The organism is Mesorhizobium sp. LNHC209A00 (genome assembly GCF_000502915.1).
In the GTDB taxonomy this organism is placed as follows: Bacteria; Pseudomonadota; Alphaproteobacteria; order Rhizobiales; family Rhizobiaceae; genus Mesorhizobium.
Genome location: NZ_AYWT01000008.1, coordinates 45699 through 64997, shown reverse-complemented (window position 1 = coordinate 64997; position 19299 = coordinate 45699). Strand labels below are relative to the sequence as shown.

Annotated in this window: 24 protein-coding genes and 1 pseudogene; 9 read left to right on the top strand and 16 right to left on the bottom strand. The window is 62.2% G+C overall.

The window, feature by feature from the left end:
- Positions 1 to 1521, bottom strand: a complete 1521-nt coding sequence (locus X739_RS146245) for a HAMP domain-containing sensor histidine kinase (protein ID WP_023795173.1) — start codon at positions 1519 to 1521, stop codon at positions 1 to 3.
- A gap of 76 nt (positions 1522 to 1597) precedes the next feature.
- Here X739_RS146245 and X739_RS146250 point away from each other — a divergent pair, with 76 nt between their 5' ends.
- From X739_RS146250 to X739_RS146265, 4 genes are all read left to right on the top strand, one after another.
- Entirely contained in the window at positions 1598 to 2221 is a 624-nt protein-coding gene (locus tag X739_RS146250) for a thermonuclease family protein (RefSeq protein ID WP_023773752.1), read from the top strand.
- A gap of 33 nt (positions 2222 to 2254) precedes the next feature.
- Entirely contained in the window at positions 2255 to 2866 is a 612-nt protein-coding gene (locus X739_RS146255; RefSeq protein ID WP_023795172.1) for a glutathione S-transferase, read from the top strand.
- A complete protein-coding gene (locus X739_RS146260) occupies positions 2806 to 3480 on the top strand; it encodes a uracil-DNA glycosylase family protein (RefSeq protein ID WP_032924315.1) in 675 nt (224 codons plus the stop codon). Before X739_RS146255 ends, X739_RS146260 begins: the two co-directional genes overlap by 61 nt.
- A gap of 108 nt (positions 3481 to 3588) precedes the next feature.
- Positions 3589 to 4080 (top strand): Lrp/AsnC family transcriptional regulator, encoded by a 492-nt coding sequence (locus X739_RS146265; protein WP_006205209.1) that lies wholly within the window; start codon positions 3589 to 3591, stop codon positions 4078 to 4080.
- Between the two features lie 9 nt (positions 4081 to 4089).
- Here X739_RS146265 and X739_RS146270 read toward each other — a convergent pair whose 3' ends face one another.
- The 12 genes from X739_RS146270 to moaA form a co-directional block, all read right to left on the bottom strand.
- Positions 4090 to 4653, bottom strand: a complete 564-nt coding sequence (locus tag X739_RS146270; protein ID WP_023773749.1) for a DUF3299 domain-containing protein — start codon at positions 4651 to 4653, stop codon at positions 4090 to 4092.
- Positions 4654 to 4756: 103 nt separating this feature from the next.
- Positions 4757 to 5461 (bottom strand): DNA alkylation repair protein, encoded by a 705-nt coding sequence (locus X739_RS146275; RefSeq protein ID WP_023784079.1) that lies wholly within the window; start codon positions 5459 to 5461, stop codon positions 4757 to 4759.
- A gap of 5 nt (positions 5462 to 5466) precedes the next feature.
- Positions 5467 to 6336, bottom strand: coding sequence for an NAD(P)-dependent oxidoreductase (locus X739_RS146280; protein ID WP_023773747.1), 870 nt, complete (start codon positions 6334 to 6336; stop codon positions 5467 to 5469).
- A gap of 113 nt (positions 6337 to 6449) precedes the next feature.
- Positions 6450 to 7274, bottom strand: a complete 825-nt coding sequence (locus X739_RS146285) for an ABC transporter permease (protein ID WP_023784080.1) — start codon at positions 7272 to 7274, stop codon at positions 6450 to 6452.
- Positions 7271 to 7987 carry an ABC transporter permease gene (locus tag X739_RS146290; protein ID WP_015317854.1) on the bottom strand — a complete coding sequence of 239 codons (717 nt, stop codon included), beginning with the start codon at positions 7985 to 7987 and terminating at the stop codon, positions 7271 to 7273. The genes X739_RS146285 and X739_RS146290 overlap by 4 nt, the downstream gene beginning before the upstream one ends.
- Positions 7988 to 8061: 74 nt before the next feature.
- A complete protein-coding gene (locus X739_RS146295) occupies positions 8062 to 8847 on the bottom strand; it encodes an ABC transporter substrate-binding protein (protein WP_023795171.1) in 786 nt (261 codons plus the stop codon).
- Positions 8848 to 9006: 159 nt separating this feature from the next.
- Positions 9007 to 9516, bottom strand: coding sequence for a molybdopterin-guanine dinucleotide biosynthesis protein B (gene mobB, locus X739_RS146300; RefSeq protein WP_023773743.1), 510 nt, complete (start codon positions 9514 to 9516; stop codon positions 9007 to 9009).
- Entirely contained in the window at positions 9513 to 10139 is a 627-nt protein-coding gene (gene mobA, locus X739_RS146305; protein ID WP_023784081.1) for a molybdenum cofactor guanylyltransferase MobA, read from the bottom strand. Before mobA ends, mobB begins: the two co-directional genes overlap by 4 nt.
- Positions 10140 to 10193: 54 nt before the next feature.
- The gene (locus X739_RS146310; protein ID WP_023795170.1) at positions 10194 to 11114 is read right to left on the bottom strand and encodes a DMT family transporter; all 921 of its coding nucleotides are present in this window, start codon (positions 11112 to 11114) and stop codon (positions 10194 to 10196) included.
- A gap of 175 nt (positions 11115 to 11289) precedes the next feature.
- Entirely contained in the window at positions 11290 to 11649 is a 360-nt protein-coding gene (locus X739_RS146315; protein WP_023773741.1) for a hypothetical protein, read from the bottom strand.
- 136 nt (positions 11650 to 11785) lie between these two features.
- Positions 11786 to 12259 (bottom strand): hypothetical protein, encoded by a 474-nt coding sequence (locus X739_RS146320; protein ID WP_023784084.1) that lies wholly within the window; start codon positions 12257 to 12259, stop codon positions 11786 to 11788.
- Between the two features lie 55 nt (positions 12260 to 12314).
- Positions 12315 to 13310, bottom strand: a complete 996-nt coding sequence (gene moaA, locus X739_RS146325; protein ID WP_023795169.1) for a GTP 3',8-cyclase MoaA — start codon at positions 13308 to 13310, stop codon at positions 12315 to 12317.
- Positions 13311 to 13503: 193 nt separating this feature from the next.
- On the opposite strand from moaA, the gene X739_RS146330 reads away from it, so the two are divergent.
- Together X739_RS146330 and X739_RS146335 are read left to right on the top strand one after the other, a co-directional pair.
- Positions 13504 to 13857, top strand: coding sequence for a DUF971 domain-containing protein (locus X739_RS146330; RefSeq protein WP_023784086.1), 354 nt, complete (start codon positions 13504 to 13506; stop codon positions 13855 to 13857).
- A gap of 62 nt (positions 13858 to 13919) precedes the next feature.
- Positions 13920 to 14531, top strand: coding sequence for a pyridoxamine 5'-phosphate oxidase family protein (locus X739_RS146335; protein ID WP_023795168.1), 612 nt, complete (start codon positions 13920 to 13922; stop codon positions 14529 to 14531).
- Between the two features lie 16 nt (positions 14532 to 14547).
- Here the strand turns inward: X739_RS146335 and X739_RS146340 are convergent, their stop codons facing one another.
- On the bottom strand, positions 14548 to 15000 hold the full coding sequence (locus X739_RS146340) for a MarR family transcriptional regulator (RefSeq protein WP_023773737.1): 453 nt from the start codon (positions 14998 to 15000) through the stop codon (positions 14548 to 14550).
- A 47-nt stretch (positions 15001 to 15047) separates the two neighbouring features.
- On the opposite strand from X739_RS146340, the gene X739_RS146345 reads away from it, so the two are divergent.
- Positions 15048 to 15959: an alpha/beta fold hydrolase gene (locus X739_RS146345; protein WP_023795167.1), complete on the top strand. Its 912-nt coding sequence runs from the start codon at positions 15048 to 15050 to the stop codon at positions 15957 to 15959.
- Between the two features lie 12 nt (positions 15960 to 15971).
- Here the strand turns inward: X739_RS146345 and X739_RS146350 are convergent, their stop codons facing one another.
- Positions 15972 to 16367, bottom strand: coding sequence for a rhodanese-like domain-containing protein (locus X739_RS146350; protein ID WP_023773735.1), 396 nt, complete (start codon positions 16365 to 16367; stop codon positions 15972 to 15974).
- 62 nt (positions 16368 to 16429) lie between these two features.
- Positions 16430 to 16609, bottom strand: a complete 180-nt coding sequence (locus X739_RS1000000170640) for a hypothetical protein (RefSeq protein WP_245273904.1) — start codon at positions 16607 to 16609, stop codon at positions 16430 to 16432.
- Between the two features lie 300 nt (positions 16610 to 16909).
- Here X739_RS1000000170640 and X739_RS0134785 point away from each other — a divergent pair.
- A pseudogene (locus X739_RS0134785) lies at positions 16910 to 17203 on the top strand (SDR family oxidoreductase); the annotation flags it as partial.
- A gap of 210 nt (positions 17204 to 17413) precedes the next feature.
- On the top strand, positions 17414 to 19297 hold the full coding sequence (locus X739_RS146355; protein ID WP_023795164.1) for a murein L,D-transpeptidase: 1884 nt from the start codon (positions 17414 to 17416) through the stop codon (positions 19295 to 19297).
- Positions 19298 to 19299 lie beyond the last annotated feature (2 nt).

Genomic DNA, 19299 nt, shown 5'->3' with positions numbered 1-19299 from the left:
TTACCGCCGTCGCGCGGCCACCGCCGCGGTCGGCAGCGCCGGCAGTTCTTCCATCACCCGGCTCAGCGGGAAGATGGCGATCGCCTCGGTGCCTTCGCGCAGCTTGGAATGAAGCTCGAACTCGCCGCCATGCATGGCGAGCAGCCCTTGCACGATCGGCAGGCCGAGCCCGGTGCCTTGCTCGGCGCTCTTGATGGCGATCGAACCCTGGCCGAAGGCTGAAAGCACGACCGGGATCTCGTCCTCGGGAATGCCCGGACCGTTGTCCTTGATCGAAATGTATTGTCCGCCGCCCGCCGTCCAGCCGACCCGGACGCGGATTTCGCCGCCGGTGGCGGTGAACTTGATGGCATTGGACAGAAGGTTGAGAGTGATCTGGCGCACGGCGCGCTCGTCGGCGAACAGGCGCGGCAATGTCTGTTCGAAATCCTGGAGGACGCGGATGTCCTTGTTGCGCGCCTTCAACTCCATCATGTGGCAGCAATCCTCGACGATGTTGAGCAACATGACAGGCTCCTCGTTGAGCTGATATCGGCCGGCCTCGATGCGCGATAGGTCGAGGATCTCGTTGATAAGATCGAGCAGATGCTGGCCTGAGTCATGCACGTCGTGGGCGTAGTCGCGATAGGTGGGATTGCTCATCGGCCCGAGAACCTCGTTCGCCATCACCTCGGAAAAGCCGAGAATGGCGTTGAGCGGCGTGCGCAATTCATGGCTCATCGAAGCGAGGAAACGCGATTTTGCCAGGTTGGCGTCCTCGGCCCGCCGCCGCGCCTCGTCCGACATCGACTTCGCCGTCTCCACTTCGGCGATCAGCGCGTCCTTTTCGGAGCGGAACGACAACAGCAGCAGAGAGAAGCGATTGAGGTGACTGGCAATATAGGCGAAGAAAGGCAGCGACAGGACAAGCAACGCGGCCATGATGGCCCCGACCGGCATCCACGACTTGGTCGCGGCATAGGCGTAGAGTGCCACTGGAACCGCGAAGGTCGCCAGCAGTGCTCCGCTCAGGGAGGAGGCCATGAGGGCGGTCCCTGCCATGGCAAACAGCAGCACCACCGCCTTGACCGCCTGGAACTGGTCGACCTCGCAGGCCCCGCAGCCCAGCCAGACGAACCAGGCCCAGCCCAGACCACAAAGGAAGTGGCCGACCAGGAATTCCCTTCGCGTTTGCAAGGCGTTAAGTTCGGAAGCTTCCGTGCGCTCGATGCGCCGCGCCATGAAAACGACGATCGTATAAGAGATCAGCGTAAACAACGCCCAGAGCCCGATCTCGTTGCCCACACCGGCCAGACGGCCGGCCGCGGCGATCGCCAGGACGAGCATCGGGATGACGACGGCACCGCTGGTCATCGCCTGGGCATGGAGCTTCAGCAACTCGCGGTCGAAATCGAGATTGCCGGCCTGCTGCGAAAGACGGTCGCGCGTCTTGCGAACCGCGCGCGCGACATCGCTGTTGCGATGCCGTTTCCTGCGGTCCACAATGAACTTGTCCGCTGTGTTCGAGCGTTGCAAGGGCATCAAAAGCTTCAATTTATGCGCGCAGCGATTTCAAGGTGTTAAGCTACGTTCGAATGATTAACCAACCGTTTGCCATATGAGCCGTTCCTGGTCGCCAAGGTCGCGCCCGAGGTACGCGGCAGCGCACCCGAGAAGCCCGTGGCGCAAGCTGCTGGACTACGGGCTGACCGTCATCATTCTGGGGCTGCTGATCCTGCTTGCGGCGCGTCTCGATCGAGTGGAGACACGCAAGACTCAAGGTATAGCCATCATCAATGACGGCGATTCGATCATGCTTGGCGCCGAGCGCATCCGCATGCGTGGCATCGATGCCCCGGAATACACCCAGACTTGTCGCAATAACGGGGCCGATTATGCCTGTGGCACGCTGGCGCGCCAGTCACTGGTGCGGTTGATTGCCGGCAGGCCGGTCACCTGCAGCGGCTGGCAGCGCGACCGCTATGGCCGGTTGCTCGGCGACTGCAAGGCCGGCGGCACCGACCTAAACCGGGCCCAGGTCGAGGCCGGCTGGGCCGTTGCATATGGCGCTTTCGAAGGCGAGGAAGCGACGGCCCGCGCGGCCAGGGTTGGCATCTGGGCGGGCACGTTCGACCAGCCGCAGGACTGGCGCGACAGTCACCACGGCGGGGCCGTCGAGCGAAAACATGGCACACTGGCGTCCATGGGCGACGCGGCGCGCGAGATTTTTCGCTTCTGGTGAAGCGTGTCTGGCAGAAGGAAAAGGAGGATCGAAATGAAGCTGTTCGACGGCGGCCGGGCACCCAACCCTCGGCGGGTTCGGGTTTTTCTCGCCGAGAAGGGGATCGCGGTTCCGTTGGTGCCCGTCGACATGGGCGCGCTGGAGCACAAGCAGCCGCCGGTAAGCTCGCGCAACCCGCTGCGGCGCCTGCCGGTGCTGGAACTCGATGACGGCACCATCCTCACCGAATCCGTCGCGATCTGCCGCTATTTCGAGGAACTCCATCCCAAGCCGGCATTGTTCGGGAACGGCGCGCTTGGCAAGGCGCAGGTCGAGATGTGGCAGAGGCGGATGGAGTTCAACCTGCTCGCCAGCGTCACGCAGTCTTTCCGCCATATCCATCCCGCCATGAAGGAATGGGAAATCCCGCAGATCCCCGAATGGGGCGAGGCCAACAAGCCGAAAGCCGTGGAGTTTCTCACGTTGCTGGATGCTGAACTCGGTAGCCGTGAATTCGTCGCCGGCGACAGCTATTCCATTGCCGACATCACAGGTTTGATCGCGATCGACTTCATGAAGCCGGCACGCATCAAGGTGCCGGAGGAATGCACCAATGTGTCGCGGTGGCATCAGGCGATCTCCAGCCGGCCGAGTGCCGCCGCTTGAGCGTGGAACTGGACAGCTTCGCCACGACGGTCCGCGCTTGCCGCATCTGCGCGGACAACCCCATCGGCAAGCCGCTGCCGCATGAGCCGCGTCCGGTGCTGCGACCCTCTTCCAGCGCCCGCATCCTGATCGCCAGCCAAGCACCGGGAACCAAGGTGCATCTGTCGGGCATGCCCTTCACCGATGCTTCGGGCGACCGTTTGCGGACTTGGCTTGATGTGACCAGCGACGAATTCTACGACATCGAGAAATTCGCCATCGTGCCGATGGGCTTCTGCTTTCCCGGACAGGACGCCAAGGGCGGCGACCTGCCGCCGAGGCGCGAATGCGCCCCGGCCTGGCGCGCCCCCTTGATGGCGCTGATGCCGAGGATCGACCTGGTGCTGACGATCGGCATCTACGCGCAGTCCTGGCATATGGGCGCGGCGCGGCGCGCCTCGCTGACGGAAACGGTGATGGACTGGCGCGCCATCTGGGAGAATTCCGTCGGCCCCAAAGTGCTGCCGCTGCCACATCCATCCTGGCGCAACACGGGCTGGTTGAAACAGAATCCGTGGTTTGAAATGGAATTGCTGCCTTTCCTGCGCCCGGAAATTCGCTATCGCCTGGGTTAGGCATTGAGCAAGAAATCACTCCCTTTCAACGCTGAGGACAGAATTTCTTTCTTGTGAACGGCCCAAATAAAAGGGAATATAGCGAAATTATTCCACCAGGAGCCTCCGATGGATCGCCTCGACCGAAAAATTCTCCGCCTGCTGCAGGAGGACGCGACGCTCGCGGTCGCCGACGTCGCCAAGAAAGTTGGCCTGTCGACCACGCCGTGCTGGCGGCGCATCCAGAAGCTGGAGGAGGAGGGCGTCATCAAGCGGCGCGTCGCCATTCTCGACCACGAGAAGGTCAATGTGCGGGTCACCGTCTTCGTGTCGATCCGCACCAATTCGCACAGCCATGAATGGCTGCGCCGGTTTTCCGAGGTCATCCAGGAATTTCCCGAGGTGGTCGAATTTTATCGGATGAGTGGCGACGTCGATTACCTCTTGCGCGTCGTGGTGCCCGACATCGCCGCCTATGACGCCTTTTACAAACGGCTGATCGCGAAGATCGAGATCCGGGACGTGTCGTCGTCCTTCGCCATGGAGCAGATCAAGTACACGACCGAAATCCCGCTCGACTATATGGTGCTGGACAAGGAGTCGGGCGCGAACGCGGCCTGAGCCCGCCGTTCAATTCTTCTTCTTGTTGAGGAAGCGCCAGGGCGAGTTCACCGGCAACACAACGGAGTCCGGAACCGTGTCGACGCCCACGATATCTGCCTTGCGCACGGTGTAGCCGGACTGGATGAGGCTGACGCCGTCGAGAATGAACAGTTGGCTCTTCTCCATGTCCGGCTTCAGGGCGCCGGTGACGGCAACCGACTGGTAGGCCCCGGACATCTTGTAGGGATGGGCTGGTGTGACCAGCACGATCTGGTTGGGCGGAGGCGTCGGCATGTGGCTGCACGCACCCGTCCATGGCACCAGCAGGAACTGATAGACGAGATCTCCGTCGCGATCGACCGGCAATGCATAGCCGGCCAACTGTATGATCTTGTCGTACAGGGCGACTGAGAGTGTCTCGCCATGATCCGGCAGTTTCGCCGCGATCATCGGCAAGCCGGCGTCTTCGGCGATGGCCTGCGTCGCCGGGCGCAGATCCTTCCAGAAGATGTGCGTGGTCTCGGCCGAAGCGCCCGCGGTGGAGAGCGCGAGCGCGGCCGCAAGCGCCAGGATCGCTTTAAAATGGTTCATGGTCGCATCCTTTGCGGGCGAGTAAAGACGCCGCTGTCGGTGGCGTCAATGCTCGAGCCGCATCACCTGTCAGCGAGAACCGGCCGCGGCAATCCTCGCCCTGTCAGGTCTTTCTGGCGGCGAGGCGTTCGTGGGTTTTGGCATGCGAAAGTTCTTTTACCGCATCCTTGCCGATCCAGCGCGCCGTCCTGTTCGCGGAGTTGGCAAGTTCCTGCGCCAGGGCAAGGGCAGGGCCATGCAAACCCACCGACCGTTTGCCGATTTGCCGCAACGCCCAGTTGACCGCTTTCCTGACGAAATTGCGCTCGTCGCGGGAATGAGCCTCGACTAGCGGCAGGTAGGACAGAAACGTCGCGTCCGGTTCCTTTTTCAAATGCACTGACGCCCATGCCAGCATGGCGAAGGCCGTGCGGCGAACGAATTCGCGCTCGTCGGCGGCAAACTCCTCGACCAGCTGGCGCCAGAACAGCGTATCCACGAACAGATCCGAGACGGTGTCGACGATCTCCCAGGAATCGAAATCGCCGGCCCAGCGGCGGCACTCTTCAATGGTGATCTTTTTCGGCTCGCCGGTGAAGGCCGCCATCAGCCGTGCTTCGCGAACGCCGCTGTCCCACAGCGCCAGGGATCGCTCGTGGTTGCGTTTCAGCTTGCGCGCCAAAGCCCGCAAATCCGCATTGGCGACACCGAGCGCGGTCGCGGTGTTGATACCGAACCGCCCCATGCCGGCGCGGATTTGCTCGATTCCGATCGAGTGCAGATGGGCGACGATGTCCTGCGCGGTCCAGCCTGGAACGGGCGCGGACACTGCGCCTACCTCTCCAGCCGCGCCAGCAGCGAAGACGTGTCCCAGCGCTTGCCGCCCATCGCCTGTACGTCCTTGTAGAACTGGTCGACCAGCGCGGTCACCGGCAGCCTGGCCCCGTTGCGATCGGCCTCTTCAAGGCAGATGCCGAGATCCTTGCGCATCCAGTCGACGGCGAAACCGAAGTCATATTTGCCGGCGTTCATGGTCTTGTGCCGGTTTTCCATCTGCCAGGAACCGGCCGCGCCCTTGGAAATCACCTCGATGACCTTCTCAATGTCGAGACCTGCCTTCTTGCCGAAATGGATGCCTTCCGAAAGCCCCTGCACCAGCCCGGCGATACAGATCTGGTTGATCATCTTGGTGAGCTGCCCGGCGCCCGCCGATCCCATCAGTCCAACCATGCGAGCAAAAGCGTCGATAACTGGCCTGGCCCTGTCGAAGGCGGCCTCATCGCCGCCCACCATGACGGTCAGCACACCGTTCTCGGCGCCGGCCTGGCCACCGGAGACGGGCGCGTCGAGAAATGAGAAGCCGCCCGATTGCGCGGCTTCGGCCAGTTCGCGCGCGACTTCAGCCGAAGCCGTGGTGTTATCGATGAAGACCGAACCTTTCTTCATCGACTTGAAGGCTCCCGCGGGGCCTGTGGTCACGGAACGCAGGTCGTCATCGTTGCCGACACAGGAAAAAACGAAATCCTTGCCCTCGGCGACCTGGGCCGGCGTCGCGGCAAAGCCGCCGCCATGTTGGGCGACCCACTGCTCAGCTTTGGCCTGGGTGCGGTTGTAGACGGTCACTTCGTGGCCACCCTTGTTCTTCAGGTGTCCGGCCATGGGATAGCCCATGACGCCAAGACCGAGAAATGCCACCGATGCCATGCCTTGTCCTTCCGACGGAAAAGAGATTTCAGCTGCGGAAGCTCTAGGCCATGCGACGAATTCGTCAAGGCGCGCGCTGCGGCATCGACTGGCACAGGCCGATCGGGAACGGCTCAGCGATTGAGGTGGATCGTAATCCTGCGCTCGATCCATTCGACGCCATGGCGCAGGATTTCGACCATCACCAGATAGACGATGGCGACCCAGACATAGGCCTGGAAATCGAAGGATTTGGCGTAGGCAAGCTTCGCATTGCCCATCAGGTCATAGACCGTGATGATGGCGACGATGGCCGAGGCCTTGATCATCAGAACCAGTTCATTGCCGTAGGGCCGCAAGCCCACGATGAACGCCTGCGGCAGGATGACCTTGCGCAGCGTCTGCAGCTTGTGCAGGCCGAGCGAGGCAGCACCTTCCCATTGGCCCCTGGGAACACTCTCGATGGCGCCGCGGAGGATTTCGGCCTGGTAGGCCGCGGTGTTGAGCGCAAAGGCAAACACGCCGCAGTTAAAGGCCTCGCGGAAGAACCACCACAGCCCGATGGACTCGAGCTGCAGCCGGAAAGAGCCCAAGCCATAGTAAACGAGGTAGACTTGGACGAGCAGCGGTGTGCCGCGGAAGAAATAGACATAGCAATAGGCAAGGCCGGACAAGAACCGGTTCTTCGACATGCGGCCATAGGTGACGGGCAGCGAAAAGATCGCGCCGGCCACTATCGAGATCGCGACGAGCGACAGCGTGGTCCACAGTCCCTGCAGATAGGCGGGTGCATATCTGGCAAAGAACTCGCCATTCCAGGCGTAGACGAGATAGGCGAAGATACCGAGGCCGAAGAGGATCCAGAGGCCGACGAGTGCGTAACCGACGATGCGGGTGCGCGGCCAGCCGCGTGCCCGCGGCGGCGGGCGGTCGACCGAGATCGCTTCCGTGACGCTCATCGTGCCTCCCTCCGCCCTAGCGAGCGCAAGATGAACCCGGTCGCGATCGAGGACAGGATCGCCAGGACGAGGAAAACCAGTGCGGCGACGCTGTAAAACAGGAAGGAATGCTTGGTGACACGTGCCGCCACGCCGGCATTGCGCAGGGTTTCAGCGAGGTTGACGACCGAGACGAGGGCGGTGTCCTTGAGCAGGCTCAGCCAGCAATTCTCAAGGCCGGGAAAGGCGATGCGCAGCAGCTGCGGCAGGATCACCTTGCGCATGGTAAGCCATTTCGACAGGCCGATTGCGTAGCCGCCTTCATACTGGCCCTTCGGAATGGCGCGAAAGGCGGAGAGGAATACCTCGCTGGCGTAGGAAGAAAAGATCAGCGACAGCACGATCATGCCTGCGATGAAGCTGTCGACATCGATCGTTGCCTCCGGTTTGAAGAGGCGGATGACGTATTGCAGCAGGATGGGCATGCCGAAGAAAAACAGGAACAGCGTCACCAATTCCGGCAGGCCGCGAAACATGGTGGTGTAGATGTTGGCGGCCAGCCGCAGCGACGGTTCTTCGGACTGCTTGGCCCAGGCCACGAAAAAGCCGATCGTCAGGCCGATCGGCAGCGTTGCAAGCGCGAGCGCGATGGTGACCAACGCACCATAGGCAATATCGTCACTCCAGCCCTCCGGTCCCCAACTGAGCAGCGTCCATATGCTTTGGACTGGCATTGACTGGCCTTACCCCACGGCGCTCCCGAGATGAACAAGGCGGCAGGGAAACCCCGCCGCCTTGGCAATGATGATCAGGACTCGGCGCCGTAGACGTCGAACTTAAAGTACTTGTCGTTGATTTCCTTATATTTTCCGTTTGCGCGGATGGCGTCGATGGCGGAATTCAACTTGTTGACCAGGTCGGTATCGCCCTTTCGAACGGCGATGCCGGCGCCAGGTCCGAAAATTTCGACAGGTTGCGGCGAGGGCTGGCCGAGAATCTTGCAGCAGGCGCCTTCAGGCGAATCCAGAAACTGCTGCAGCACTACGATATCGTCCTCGATGGCGTCGAGACGGCCATTGGCGAGGTCAGCCTGTTCCTCGGGGCTGCTCGGATAGCCCTTGATGGTGCTGTCCGTGTAGGTCTTCGAGGCATAGTTGAAATGGGTTGTCGTGGTGGCGACGCCGATATTCTTTCCGGCGAGGTCTTCCTTGGTCACGCCCTTGAGCGGCGAATCCTTCGGCACGGCGATTGCCGACGGGGTGTTGTAGTATTTGTGCGAGAAGTCGACCTTCTCCTGCCTCTCCGGCGTGATCGACATCGAGGCGACGATGGCGTCGAACTTGCCGGCCTGAAGTGCGGGAATGATGCCGTCCCAATCCTGGGCGACGAAGGTGCACTTGACCTTCATCTCATCGCAAAGCGCCTTGGCGATGTCGATGTCGAAGCCGACAAGCTGGCCGTCCGCGGTGAGGTTGTTGAAGGGGGGGTAGGCGCCTTCGGTGCCAATCCGCAGGCTCTTCTCCTGGGCCTGGGCTACGCCGAGCGTCAGCAGCGCAGCCGATGCGGCGAGCGCGATACGCAGTGCAATACGCATGATAGTCCTCTCTTTATGGTCCCGGCCGTCGTTCCGAAACGGCTCTGTGGGGCGGTGCTTTTTGACCGCCCGCTGAGCCGATACTCCCACTCTTTCCAAGAAAAAAGCAACCGCAAAACCGCCGAAACCGGTAATGGGCTTCTACCGTTACGTTACTTCTCAAGCAACGAGGCCGGTCGTGCGCTCGATGAAGTCGGCTATGGATTTTGCGTCGTCGAGGTCGAACACCGGCAGGCTCTGGTCGGTGATAGCGAAATCCGCGGCGACGGCGACAATATTGGGATCACCCACCGCAAGCGGCGTCCGGTCCTTCGCTTCCAGCCGCCTCGTTTCGATCTTGCGGTGGGATTCGCGCTTGTAGCCTTCGACCAGCACGATGTCGCAGGGGGCGAGCCGCGACAGGATGGCGTCCAGCGGCGGCTCTCGCTCGCCACGCAATTCGTGCATCAGCGCCCAGCGATTGCCCGATACGATCGCAACCTCGGTAGCACCCGCCTGCCGGTGGCGGAAGCTGTCCGCGCCGGGCTTGTCGATGTCGAAATGATGATGAGCATGTTTGACCGTCGAGACCTTCCAGCCGCGCCGCACAAGCTCCGCGACCAGCCTTTCCGTCAGTGTGGTCTTGCCGGAGTTTTTCCAGCCGGTGATGCCGAAGATGCGTCTGTTCATGGCGACATGCTCTGCAACAGCTGTTCGGCCTGGGCAAGATCGTCCGGGACATTGATGTTGAAGAAAGGATCGATTCCGACGGATTGCCGGACAGGGAATTCCACGTCGACATGGCCGTGTTGTTCGATAAAGGCCGACACGCGCCTGTTGTCCTGATCGACCAGTAAATGCCGCAAGGCATCGCGGCATCCGGTTGGCCACAGCGCGAAGGTCGGATGCCGCCGGCCCGCCGAAGAGGCGACGGCGATAGAACCGGGATGTTCATCCGCCGCCGCCGCCAGACGGTCGACGAGATCCAGCGGCAGGAAAGGCGTGTCGCCGGCCGCGGTGACGATCGCCTTGCAAGGCAGTCCGGCGGCGGCCCATTCCAGGCCGGTCAGGATTCCGGCAAGCGGCCCGGCAAAGCCTTCGATGGCATCGGCAAGCACCGGCAGCCCGAACCGGGCGAACCGCGCCGGATCGCCATTGGCGCTGAGCGCCAGGATCTCGAGCTGCGGGCCAAATCGCGACAGCACCTTGTCGAGCACGCAGCCGCCGCCCAGCGGCAACAACGCCTTGTCGCCACCGCCCATCCGCCTCGACTGGCCACCTGCCAGGATGATCCCAGCGATATCCCGCTTCATGCCATCCAGCCTGTACGCCAGCCGGGGGAAATCGCAAGCGGCTTCAAGGGGGTGCTAGAGTCCTTCCGGCGCCATGGCCGGGCCGGTGCTTTCGGCGACGATCTTCCGCCGGCCGACCATCCGCTCGCGATAAAGCGTATAGAGCCCCGAGCCAACAACTATTGCCGCGCCGGCAATCATCGGCACGTCCGGTATGTCACCGAAAATAGTCAAGCCAAGCAGTATCGACCAGAGGAGCGCTGTGTAGCGGAACGGAGCGATGAAGGAGATCTCACCCGATCGCATCGCCATGATGATGAATTGGTAGCCGATGAGCACCAGCACCGCGGCCAGCGCCAGCAGCGCCGTGCTTTTGCCGGTCATCGGTGTCCAGCCACCCATCGGCGTCAACAGAAACGCACCGACGACGGTCATGGCCAGCGCGGTGGCGGTCGAGACCAGCATCGTCGGGATGGCCTGGGGGATGCGCTTGGTGGCAAGGTCCCGCACCGTGCAGCAGGCGACGGATGCCAGCGCCACCAGCGAGTAAATGCTGAAGCCCTCGAAACCCGGCCGCACGATGATGATGACCCCGGCAAACCCGATAGCGATCGCCAGCCAGCGCCGCCAGCCGACCGCTTCACCGAAAAACAGCGCCGCGCCCATCGTCACCGCCAGCGGCAGCGCTTGGAGAACGGCTGAAACGCTGCCGATCGGCAAATGGGCGAGCGCGACCAGGAAGGACACGGTAGCGCCCGCCTCGCCCAGGACACGGACCGCCACCAGCGGCTGCAGCATCAGGCGCGGCTGAAAAAGTGCGCCACGTTGCCAAGCCAGCAGTCCGACGAACAGCGAGGCGAACGCCCCTCTGATCAACATGACCTGCGCCATGTTCATCGACTCCGAAGAGTATTTGGTGATGGCGTCGTTGAGCGTAAAGCCAACCATCGCCACCACCATGAACAACGCGCCGCGAAGATTTGGGGAAAGGGGCAAGACATCTACCGTTGCTTTGGCAAGCAAGCCTGTAACAGCCCACCACGAAACAGCAACGGCAAAGGGCTGGGCCAGGACCGGATATCTATCTTCGCCGGCGTGAATCTTCTGGGCGAGATACGAATTCTGTCGGAAGGCGGCATCGCCTCCCGACATGGTGCAGATGAGGGATTGTCTACTTCTTGGGTGTCAGCACCTCGGTGCCGTTCCCCTCCTTGCCGGCGATGGTCCACAAACCATGCAGCGACCCGTCATCCTCGACCTTGTAGACGACGAGGCCGATATCCTTGCCCATTGCGTAGCCAGCTGAGAACGCGTTGTCGTTGCGCATGCAGATGCCATCGGAAGAAGAACCGCCCGTCTCCCAATGGATCGTGCAGGTGGTGCCGCTGGTCAGCGCGATGGTGGCTTCGCCGCCATAGGACGAACCATCGAAATTGGTGCCGGCGACGGTGTAAGTGCCGCCGATCGACTGGGCAGCCGCCGGCAGGGTAGCCAAGCCGAGCAAGGCAAAAGCGAGAAGGAGTTTGCGCATGATGTAATCCCCCGAGAACGCGATGAATCGCTACGGAGCGGAGGGTAGGCGGGAAACCATGACCAGTAAATCAGACCGACATTTGCCGACAGATATTTGTTTGCGGTGTGGCTAAAATACTCTTGGCCCGAACGGTTCATGGCCCCTTAAGGCTGCCAGCGATGGCGCCGACCAGCGGGTCATATTTCGATTTCAGCGCCGGCGGATAGTCGATCCAGACCGTGCGGATGACGCCATCCCCGCCAAACAGCCGCCGCTCGTAAAAAATCTTTCCGTTCTTCACGCCCGACAGCACGGCCCAATCCTTGCCGGCCTTGCCATAGGTGACCTTGTAGCCAGGCTCATTGCTCGTCTTTTCGCCGACGACAAAGTCTTTCGGCGTCTCATGGTCGATGTCTGGGATGCCGGAGCATGTCAGGCTGGCCCCGTCCGCGCTCAGCCATACCTGGCCGTCGCCGTTCTCAGGCTCGGGCTGGCGATCGGTGAAGATATCGTCGCGGAAGGTGCAAACGGTGCCGAAGCGCTCGTTCACGTAGGTGAATTGCGCGGCAAACGCGGTATTCGCCGAGACCGCGGCAAGAGATATGACGATTGAGTAGAGCCGTCGCATGCCTTACCCCGGAGCCGATCATTGCAAGGCGTTCTCGCACGGACAGGCGACAAGGTCAGCCGCCCGTGACACTCATGTGCCGAGACACCGACGGACGGCTGGTGCGGCGGTCGATGATGAAGTCATGGCCCTTTGGCTTGCGGCCGATGGCTTCGTCTATAGCGTCGCCAACCAGTTCATTGCCTTCGGACGCGCGCAACGGGGTGCGCAGGTCGGCTGCGTCTTCCTGGCCAAGGCACATATAGAGCGTGCCCGTGCAAGTCAGCCTGACCCGGTTGCAGCTTTCGCAGAAATTATGCGTCATCGGCGTGATGAAGCCGAGTTTTCCACCGGTCTCGGCGACTTGGACATAGCGGGCCGGGCCACCGGTCTTGAAGGGGATGTCGGTCAGCGTGAACTGGCGCTCGAGCGATGCACGCAGCAGCGACAGCGGCAAGTACTGGTCGGTGCGATCGGCGTCGATCTCGCCCATCGGCATGGTTTCGATGACGGTCAGGTCCATGCCGCGGCCATGCGCCCAGCGCATCATTTCGGGCAGTTCGGCGTCGTTGAAATCCTTCAGCGCCACCGCGTTGAGCTTGACTTTCAGTCCAGCCGCCTGGGCGGCATCAATGCCCGTCATGACCTTGCCAAGATGACCCCAGCGGGTGATGGCGTGGAACTTGTCGGCATCGAGCGTGTCGAGCGAAACATTGATGCGCTTGACGCCGCAATCGGCGAGCTCGGCGGCGAAGCGCGAAAGCTGCGAACCGTTGGTGGTCAGCGTCAGTTCTTCCAGTGCGCCGCTGTCGAGGTGCCGCGAAAGCTGGCGCACCAGATGCATGATGTTCTTGCGCACCAGCGGCTCACCGCCGGTGAGGCGCAACCGTTTGACACCCTTTTCGATGAACACGGTGCAGAGCCGGTCGAGTTCTTCTAGCGACAGCAGGTCCTTCTTGGGCAGGAAGGCCATATCCTCGGCCATGCAATAGGTGCAGCGGAAATCGCAGCGGTCGGTGACCGACACTCTGAGATAGCTGATCGTGCGACCGAAGGGGTCGATCATGTTCATGTTCGAGCGTTTCCGTGGCCGTTAACGGCGCCGTTATATACAGCTATGTGATACGATGCAGCCCGCCATTCAAGATAGCCGGCCTAGATCTTTGGTAACATTCCGCGACCGACATCGCGTGTCGGCACGATCCCATACCTTTTCGCACGGCGCGAAGCAGCGTAGGGAAGGGCAAATTCATGCAGGATCGACCATGACGGCGCCGAAAGAACTGAGGGTCTCCAAGGACCGCAAGCTGCTCACCGTGACCTTTCCCGGCCATCAGCCGTTCGAGCTGCCGGCGGAACTGCTGCGCGTGGCGTCCCCTTCCGCGGAGGTGCAGGGCCATTCGCCCGAACAGCGGGTGACGGTTCCCGGCAAACGCGATGTGGCCATCCTGAAGATCGAGCCGGTCGGCAATTACGCGGTGCGCATCACCTTTGACGACTTCCATGACACCGGCATCTTCACCTGGAATTACCTGCACACGCTCGGCCACGAGAAGCATGCGCGCTGGAATGGCTATCTCGCGGAACTCGCCGAGAAGGGCTTGAGCCGCGATCGTTAGCCGCCATTGCGTCGTCAAAACGTCACCGATCGGGAGTAGGGCGGCGGAACGGGAGACGAAAAATGTCGGTCATCACCACAGTCGAACAACTCGAAGCCAGTTACGGATTGCCGGGCGAGGCCTCGGTGGTCAAGGAACTCGACCATGTCATCCCAGAATACGCCGCCTTTATCGAAGCCTCGCCCTTTGTCGCGCTAGCCACCAGCGGTCCGGAGGGGCTGGATTGTTCGCCGCGCGGCGATCTCGCGGGCTTCGTGCGCATCGTCGATGCGAAAACGCTGATGATGCCGGACCGGCGCGGCAACAACCGTGCCGATTCGCTGAAGAACATCATCAGGGATCCGCGCGTCGCCCTGCTGTTCCTGGTGCCGGGCTCCGGCACGACGCTGCGCATCAACGGACGAGCCCATATCACCACGGACCCAGCGCTGTGCGCGTCGTTCATGGTCGACGGCAAGCCGGCGCGTTCGGTCACCGTGATCGATGTCGATTCGGTCTATTTCCAGTGCGCTCGCGCCATCGTGCGGTCGGAACTGTGGGACCCCGCCAAGCATGTCGACCCGAAGTCGCTGCCGACACCCGGAAGGATTTTGGAAATCACCAGCCGCAAGAATATCGACGGCGAAACCTACGACAGGGAGTGGCCGGAGCGGGCGAAGAAGTCGATGTGGTGATCGCCTGAAAGGGCGATCACGCCTCGTTCAGCACGTCATAGATCTTGCGCATCTGCTCGCCGATCATGTCGCATTGTTCCGGCGTCGACTGGCTCATCGCCTTCTCGATCAGCGCCATATGCACTTTCAGCGCCCGCATCAGCAGCGCCTCGCCGGTTTCGGTCAGCGTAAGCCGCAAGATGCGCTTGTCCTTCTCATCGCCTTCGCGCCGCAGCAGGCCACGCGTCTCCAACTGCGGCAACAGCATGGTGATGTTGGAGCGGCCCACGAGCAGCTTGCGGGCGAGGTCGTGCTGCGACATGCCTGGGTGACGGTAGAGGTTCATCAGCACGTCGAGCTGCGCCGGCTTCAGGTCGAGCGGCGCAAGTTTCACCGCGAGCGTGCGCTCCAGCACATGGCAGGCGCGCGCCACCGCGACCCAGTTGCGAAAACGCGGGTTGTCCCAGGGTAGCTCTTGTTTATTGTTCATCTTTGAACTATTATGTTCATGCTTGAACGTATGGATGGATTCTGACTATGGCATCATTCGGGCTGAAGGTCATCCGAGGTGTGTTTGGTGCGGCCGAACATGTCGCGCCGCGCATCACCGGGCGCGCGGCTTTCGAATTGTTCTGCCGTACGCCAAGCACCAGGACACTGACCGACGGCGAGCGCCGCGCCATCGACCGCGCCGCGGAGTTCATGGCCGAGGCGCGCCATCACCGGCTGAAGACCGCGACCGGCTGCGTCATGGTTCATGAATTCCGCCCCGAGCCGGGCCGCGAGTCCGCCGGCACCGTCCTCGTCATCCATGGCTGGCGCTCGCGTACCGAATATATGCGCGTGCTGATCGAAGGTTTTCGCGCTGCCGGCTACAAGGTCGTCTCGCTCGATCTTCCCGGTCATGGCCATTCGCAGGGCAGGCACCTGAACATGGTCAATGCCGTCGAGGCCGCAACAATGGCCGGCGAATGGTTTGGGCCGTTCGTGGCTGCCGTCGGCCATTCCTTCGGAGGCGCCGTTGCAGCCAATGCGATCGCCGGCTCCGTCAAGGACATCCCACCGCTGTCGGCCGCACGTCTTGTGCTAATCGCGGCACCAAGCTCGCTGCCGGCAATCTTCGCCGACTTCAGCCGGATGCTCAATGTCGGTCCCCGCTCGCAGGTCGCCATGGCTGACCGCGTCGAATATCTCTCCGGCCGGCCGCTGCACGAGTTCACCGGTGACCGGCAGCTCGCCCAGGCGCCCGTGCCGACGTTGGTCATCCACGCGCCCGACGACCGGGAGGTGCCGGCTGAACATGCACGACGCTATGCCGGCGCCGGCGACCATGTGCGGCTGCACTGGGCCGAGGGGCTCGGCCACCGCCGCATTCTGACCGACAAGGGCGTGGTTGAACGCGCCGTCGGCTTCATGACCACGCAGCAGAACCCGTCGCTGCTCAACTGAGCGGTCATCAGGCTATTTCTTCTTGTCTCCGGGTGCTACAGGCAGTCCAGCTGCCTTCCAGGCCGTGTAGCCGCCGAGGATGTGCTTGACCGGGGAAAGACCCATGTCCTGCGCCGTCTTGGTGGCCAGCGCTGAACGCCAGCCGCCGGCGCAGAAGAAGACGAAGCTTTTTCCGGAAGCGAAGAAGGGCTTGTGGTAGGGGCTTTCGGGATCGATCCAGAACTCCAGCATGCCACGCGTGACGTGCTTGGCGCCGGGAATTCCGCCGTCGCGTTCGATTTCACGAGGATCGCGCAGATCGACGAAAATGGTGTCTTCGTCCTCAAGCAGCCCTGCCGCTTCCTCGGGCGAAACCACTTCGATCTCGGCGTTGGCCTCATCCAGCAGTTCGCGATATCCTTTTTTCACATGGTCCCCTCCGGCCGCGGGTTTGCTGCAAGACGGATTTCGAGCACAACGGATGGTGTTTGTCACGCCTCGACGGTGCCGGCCATGGTCTTCCAAGCGGCCAGTGCCCCGGCTACCGTCGCCATCAGGGCGGAGCGGGAAGCGCCGTCACGCGCCTGAATCGACATGCCATGCTGGACCGTTGCGAAAAAGATCGCGGCTGCACGGCAATCGAAGTCGGCAGGCAATTCACCCTCGGCCACTGCGCGCTCCAGACGCTTCTTCAGCGCGGTAAGATTCTCGGCGCGCGGGCGCCGCAAATCCGCGCAGATCGCGCCTCGGCTCGAGTCTTCGTGCAGCGCACCCCAGCGTAATCAGGCAGCCCTGCGGACGATCGCTTTGCGAATAGGCCTTCGCGGTCCGGCGCAAGAACCGCTCGATCGCAAGCCGTGCCGTTGGCGCCTTTTCCAGCGCGAGCCAGATGTCGGCGCCCTCCACGCGGGGATAGAGGTCGGTCGCCTCGAGGAACAGGGCCTCCTTGCTGCCATAGGCGGCATAGAGGCTCCAGCCTGGGAGCCTACTCGGCCAGCAAGGCGGCGCCGGTCGGCCTGACCAAGGCATTGGCCCGCGACCTCGGGTCACGCGGCATCACCGCCAATGTCGTCCATCCCGGTTCGACCGACACCGACATGAACCCGGCCGACGGCCCGCATGCCGAGCATCAGCGCCAGAAGATGGCCACCCCGCGATTCGGCGAAGCGGACAATATCGCCGGCATGTTTGCGTGGCTCGCCGGGCCGGAGGGCCGGTTCGTCACCGGAGCCGCGCTGACCATCGACAGAGGCGCAAACGCGTGAGGCGCCGGGATTCCCGCGGCCGGCGCGACAGTTCGGTCGCGCCAGCCGTCACGATGTTGTGAAACCGTTCGGCAACAGCCCAGCCGAAATTTATGAAAGCTTAACGAAATCGGTATGAATCGGTATAGTCGCGCCTTACATCCGCCATGCGGTGAGCGGGACGGTCTAGCGTGCGGAACGGGAACCGGTTACGACCGGAGCGGGTGATCGATGAAATTCCTCGGTAAAAAAGCAACCGTGATGCCGCTGGTGGCGATTACGGCGACGCTGGCTTTCGGCATGCCTCAGGCAGGGGCCCAGGGATTTTTCGACATGCTATTCGGCGGTGGCATCAGGCATGAGCCGAAAGGCGAGTTTCCGCCTCCTCCGCCAAAGCACAAACCCCAGCCGAACGCTCCGGCCGGCGGCGGCGTGAGGATCAGCAGTCCGTCCTACTATACTTACAAAGCCGACAAGCTGGTGCGTGTCGACTTCTCGACGCTGGCGACGGCGCCGCAGCCGGCTACGCCGCAAGACGCCGCTTTCGTGCCTTCGGCCACGGGTGCTGCCTTCCATGAAGCCATTGCCGGGCTCGCCGACTATGAACTCTATGCCGAGCCCGACATTGCCAAGGCGCTGATCGCCTATTACTCCGCCAACCCGGATTTCATCTGGGTGACCGGGACCACCCCGAACAACCGCGCGCAGGATGCGGTGCGGGTGCTTGGCGAGGCTGCAAGCTACGGCCTCACGCCTGCCGACTACACGGTCGATGTGCCAGCCGCCAGTTCGTCCTCGGCGGATGACGCAGCCAAGCTGAAGGAGCTCGTGCGTTTCGAGATGGCGCTGTCGGCACGTGCCCTGCGCTATGCGCATGACGCCCAGAATGGCCGTGTCGAGCCGAACCGCATGACCGGCTACTACGATTTCCCGGCCAAGCCGCTCGACATGATCGGCGCGCTGAAGACTCTGGCGCATACCCAGGAGGTTCGCACCTATCTGGAATCGCGCCATCCGCAGAATGCGGAATATCAGGCGCTGCGCGTCGAACTGGAAGCGCTGCAGGCGAGCGCCGAGAACGAAATCGTCGTCGATCCCAAGCTGCTGTTGAAGCCAGGCGAAACCAGCCCCGAATTGCCGAAGCTGCTGTCGCTGATCGCGCGTAATCTCGATGACGAAATGGGCGGCACATATGGCGAGGTCCTGTCGCGGCTGGCAACCAGCGAAGTCTACGTTCCCGAGCTGGTGCCGCTGATCAAGGCGGTGCAGCAGAAGGAAGGCATGAAGGGCGACGGCGTCATCGGTCCACGCACGGTCGCCACACTAGCCGGGACGTCGAAGGCCGACAGGCTGCTGAAGGTGGAGGTGGCGCTGGAAGAATTGCGCTGGCTGCCTTCCGATCTCGGCAGCCCGCGTGTTTTCATCAACCAGCCTGCTTTCACCGCGAGCTATATCGACGAAGGCCAGGAAAAATTGAAGACGCGCGCGGTCGTCGGCCGCGTCACCAACCAGACCGCCTTCTTCTACGACCAGATCAAGCAGGTCGATTTCCACCCCTACTGGGGCGTGCCGCAGTCGATCATCGTCAACGAAATGCTGCCGAGGTTGCGCGGCGATCCCGGCTATCTTGACCGGGCCGGCTACGAGGTGACGGATTCACGCGGCAAGCGCATCCCTTCGTCGGCGGTGAACTGGGGCGCTTATGGCGCCAACATTCCCTATAATGTGCGCCAGCAGCCGAGCGAGGCCAATGCGCTGGGCGAACTGAAGATCCTGTTCCCCAACAAGCATGCGATCTATATGCACGACACGCCCCAGAAATCGTTCTTCAAGCAGGATATGCGCGCGCTCAGCCATGGCTGCGTGCGCCTGCAGGATCCGCGCGGCATGGCGGCTGCAGTGCTCGGCACCTCGGTCGATTATATCGCGGAGAAGCTGAAGCATGGACACTCGACCGAGGATGTGACACGCGATATCCCAGTCTATGTCGCTTATTTCACCGCCTGGCCCGACATGTCCGGCAAGGTAGAGTATTTCAGCGACGTCTACGATCGCGATTCCCGGCTGAAGCAGGCCCTGGACGCAACCGAGGCGGTGCGCTCACCCTCGAGCTAGTC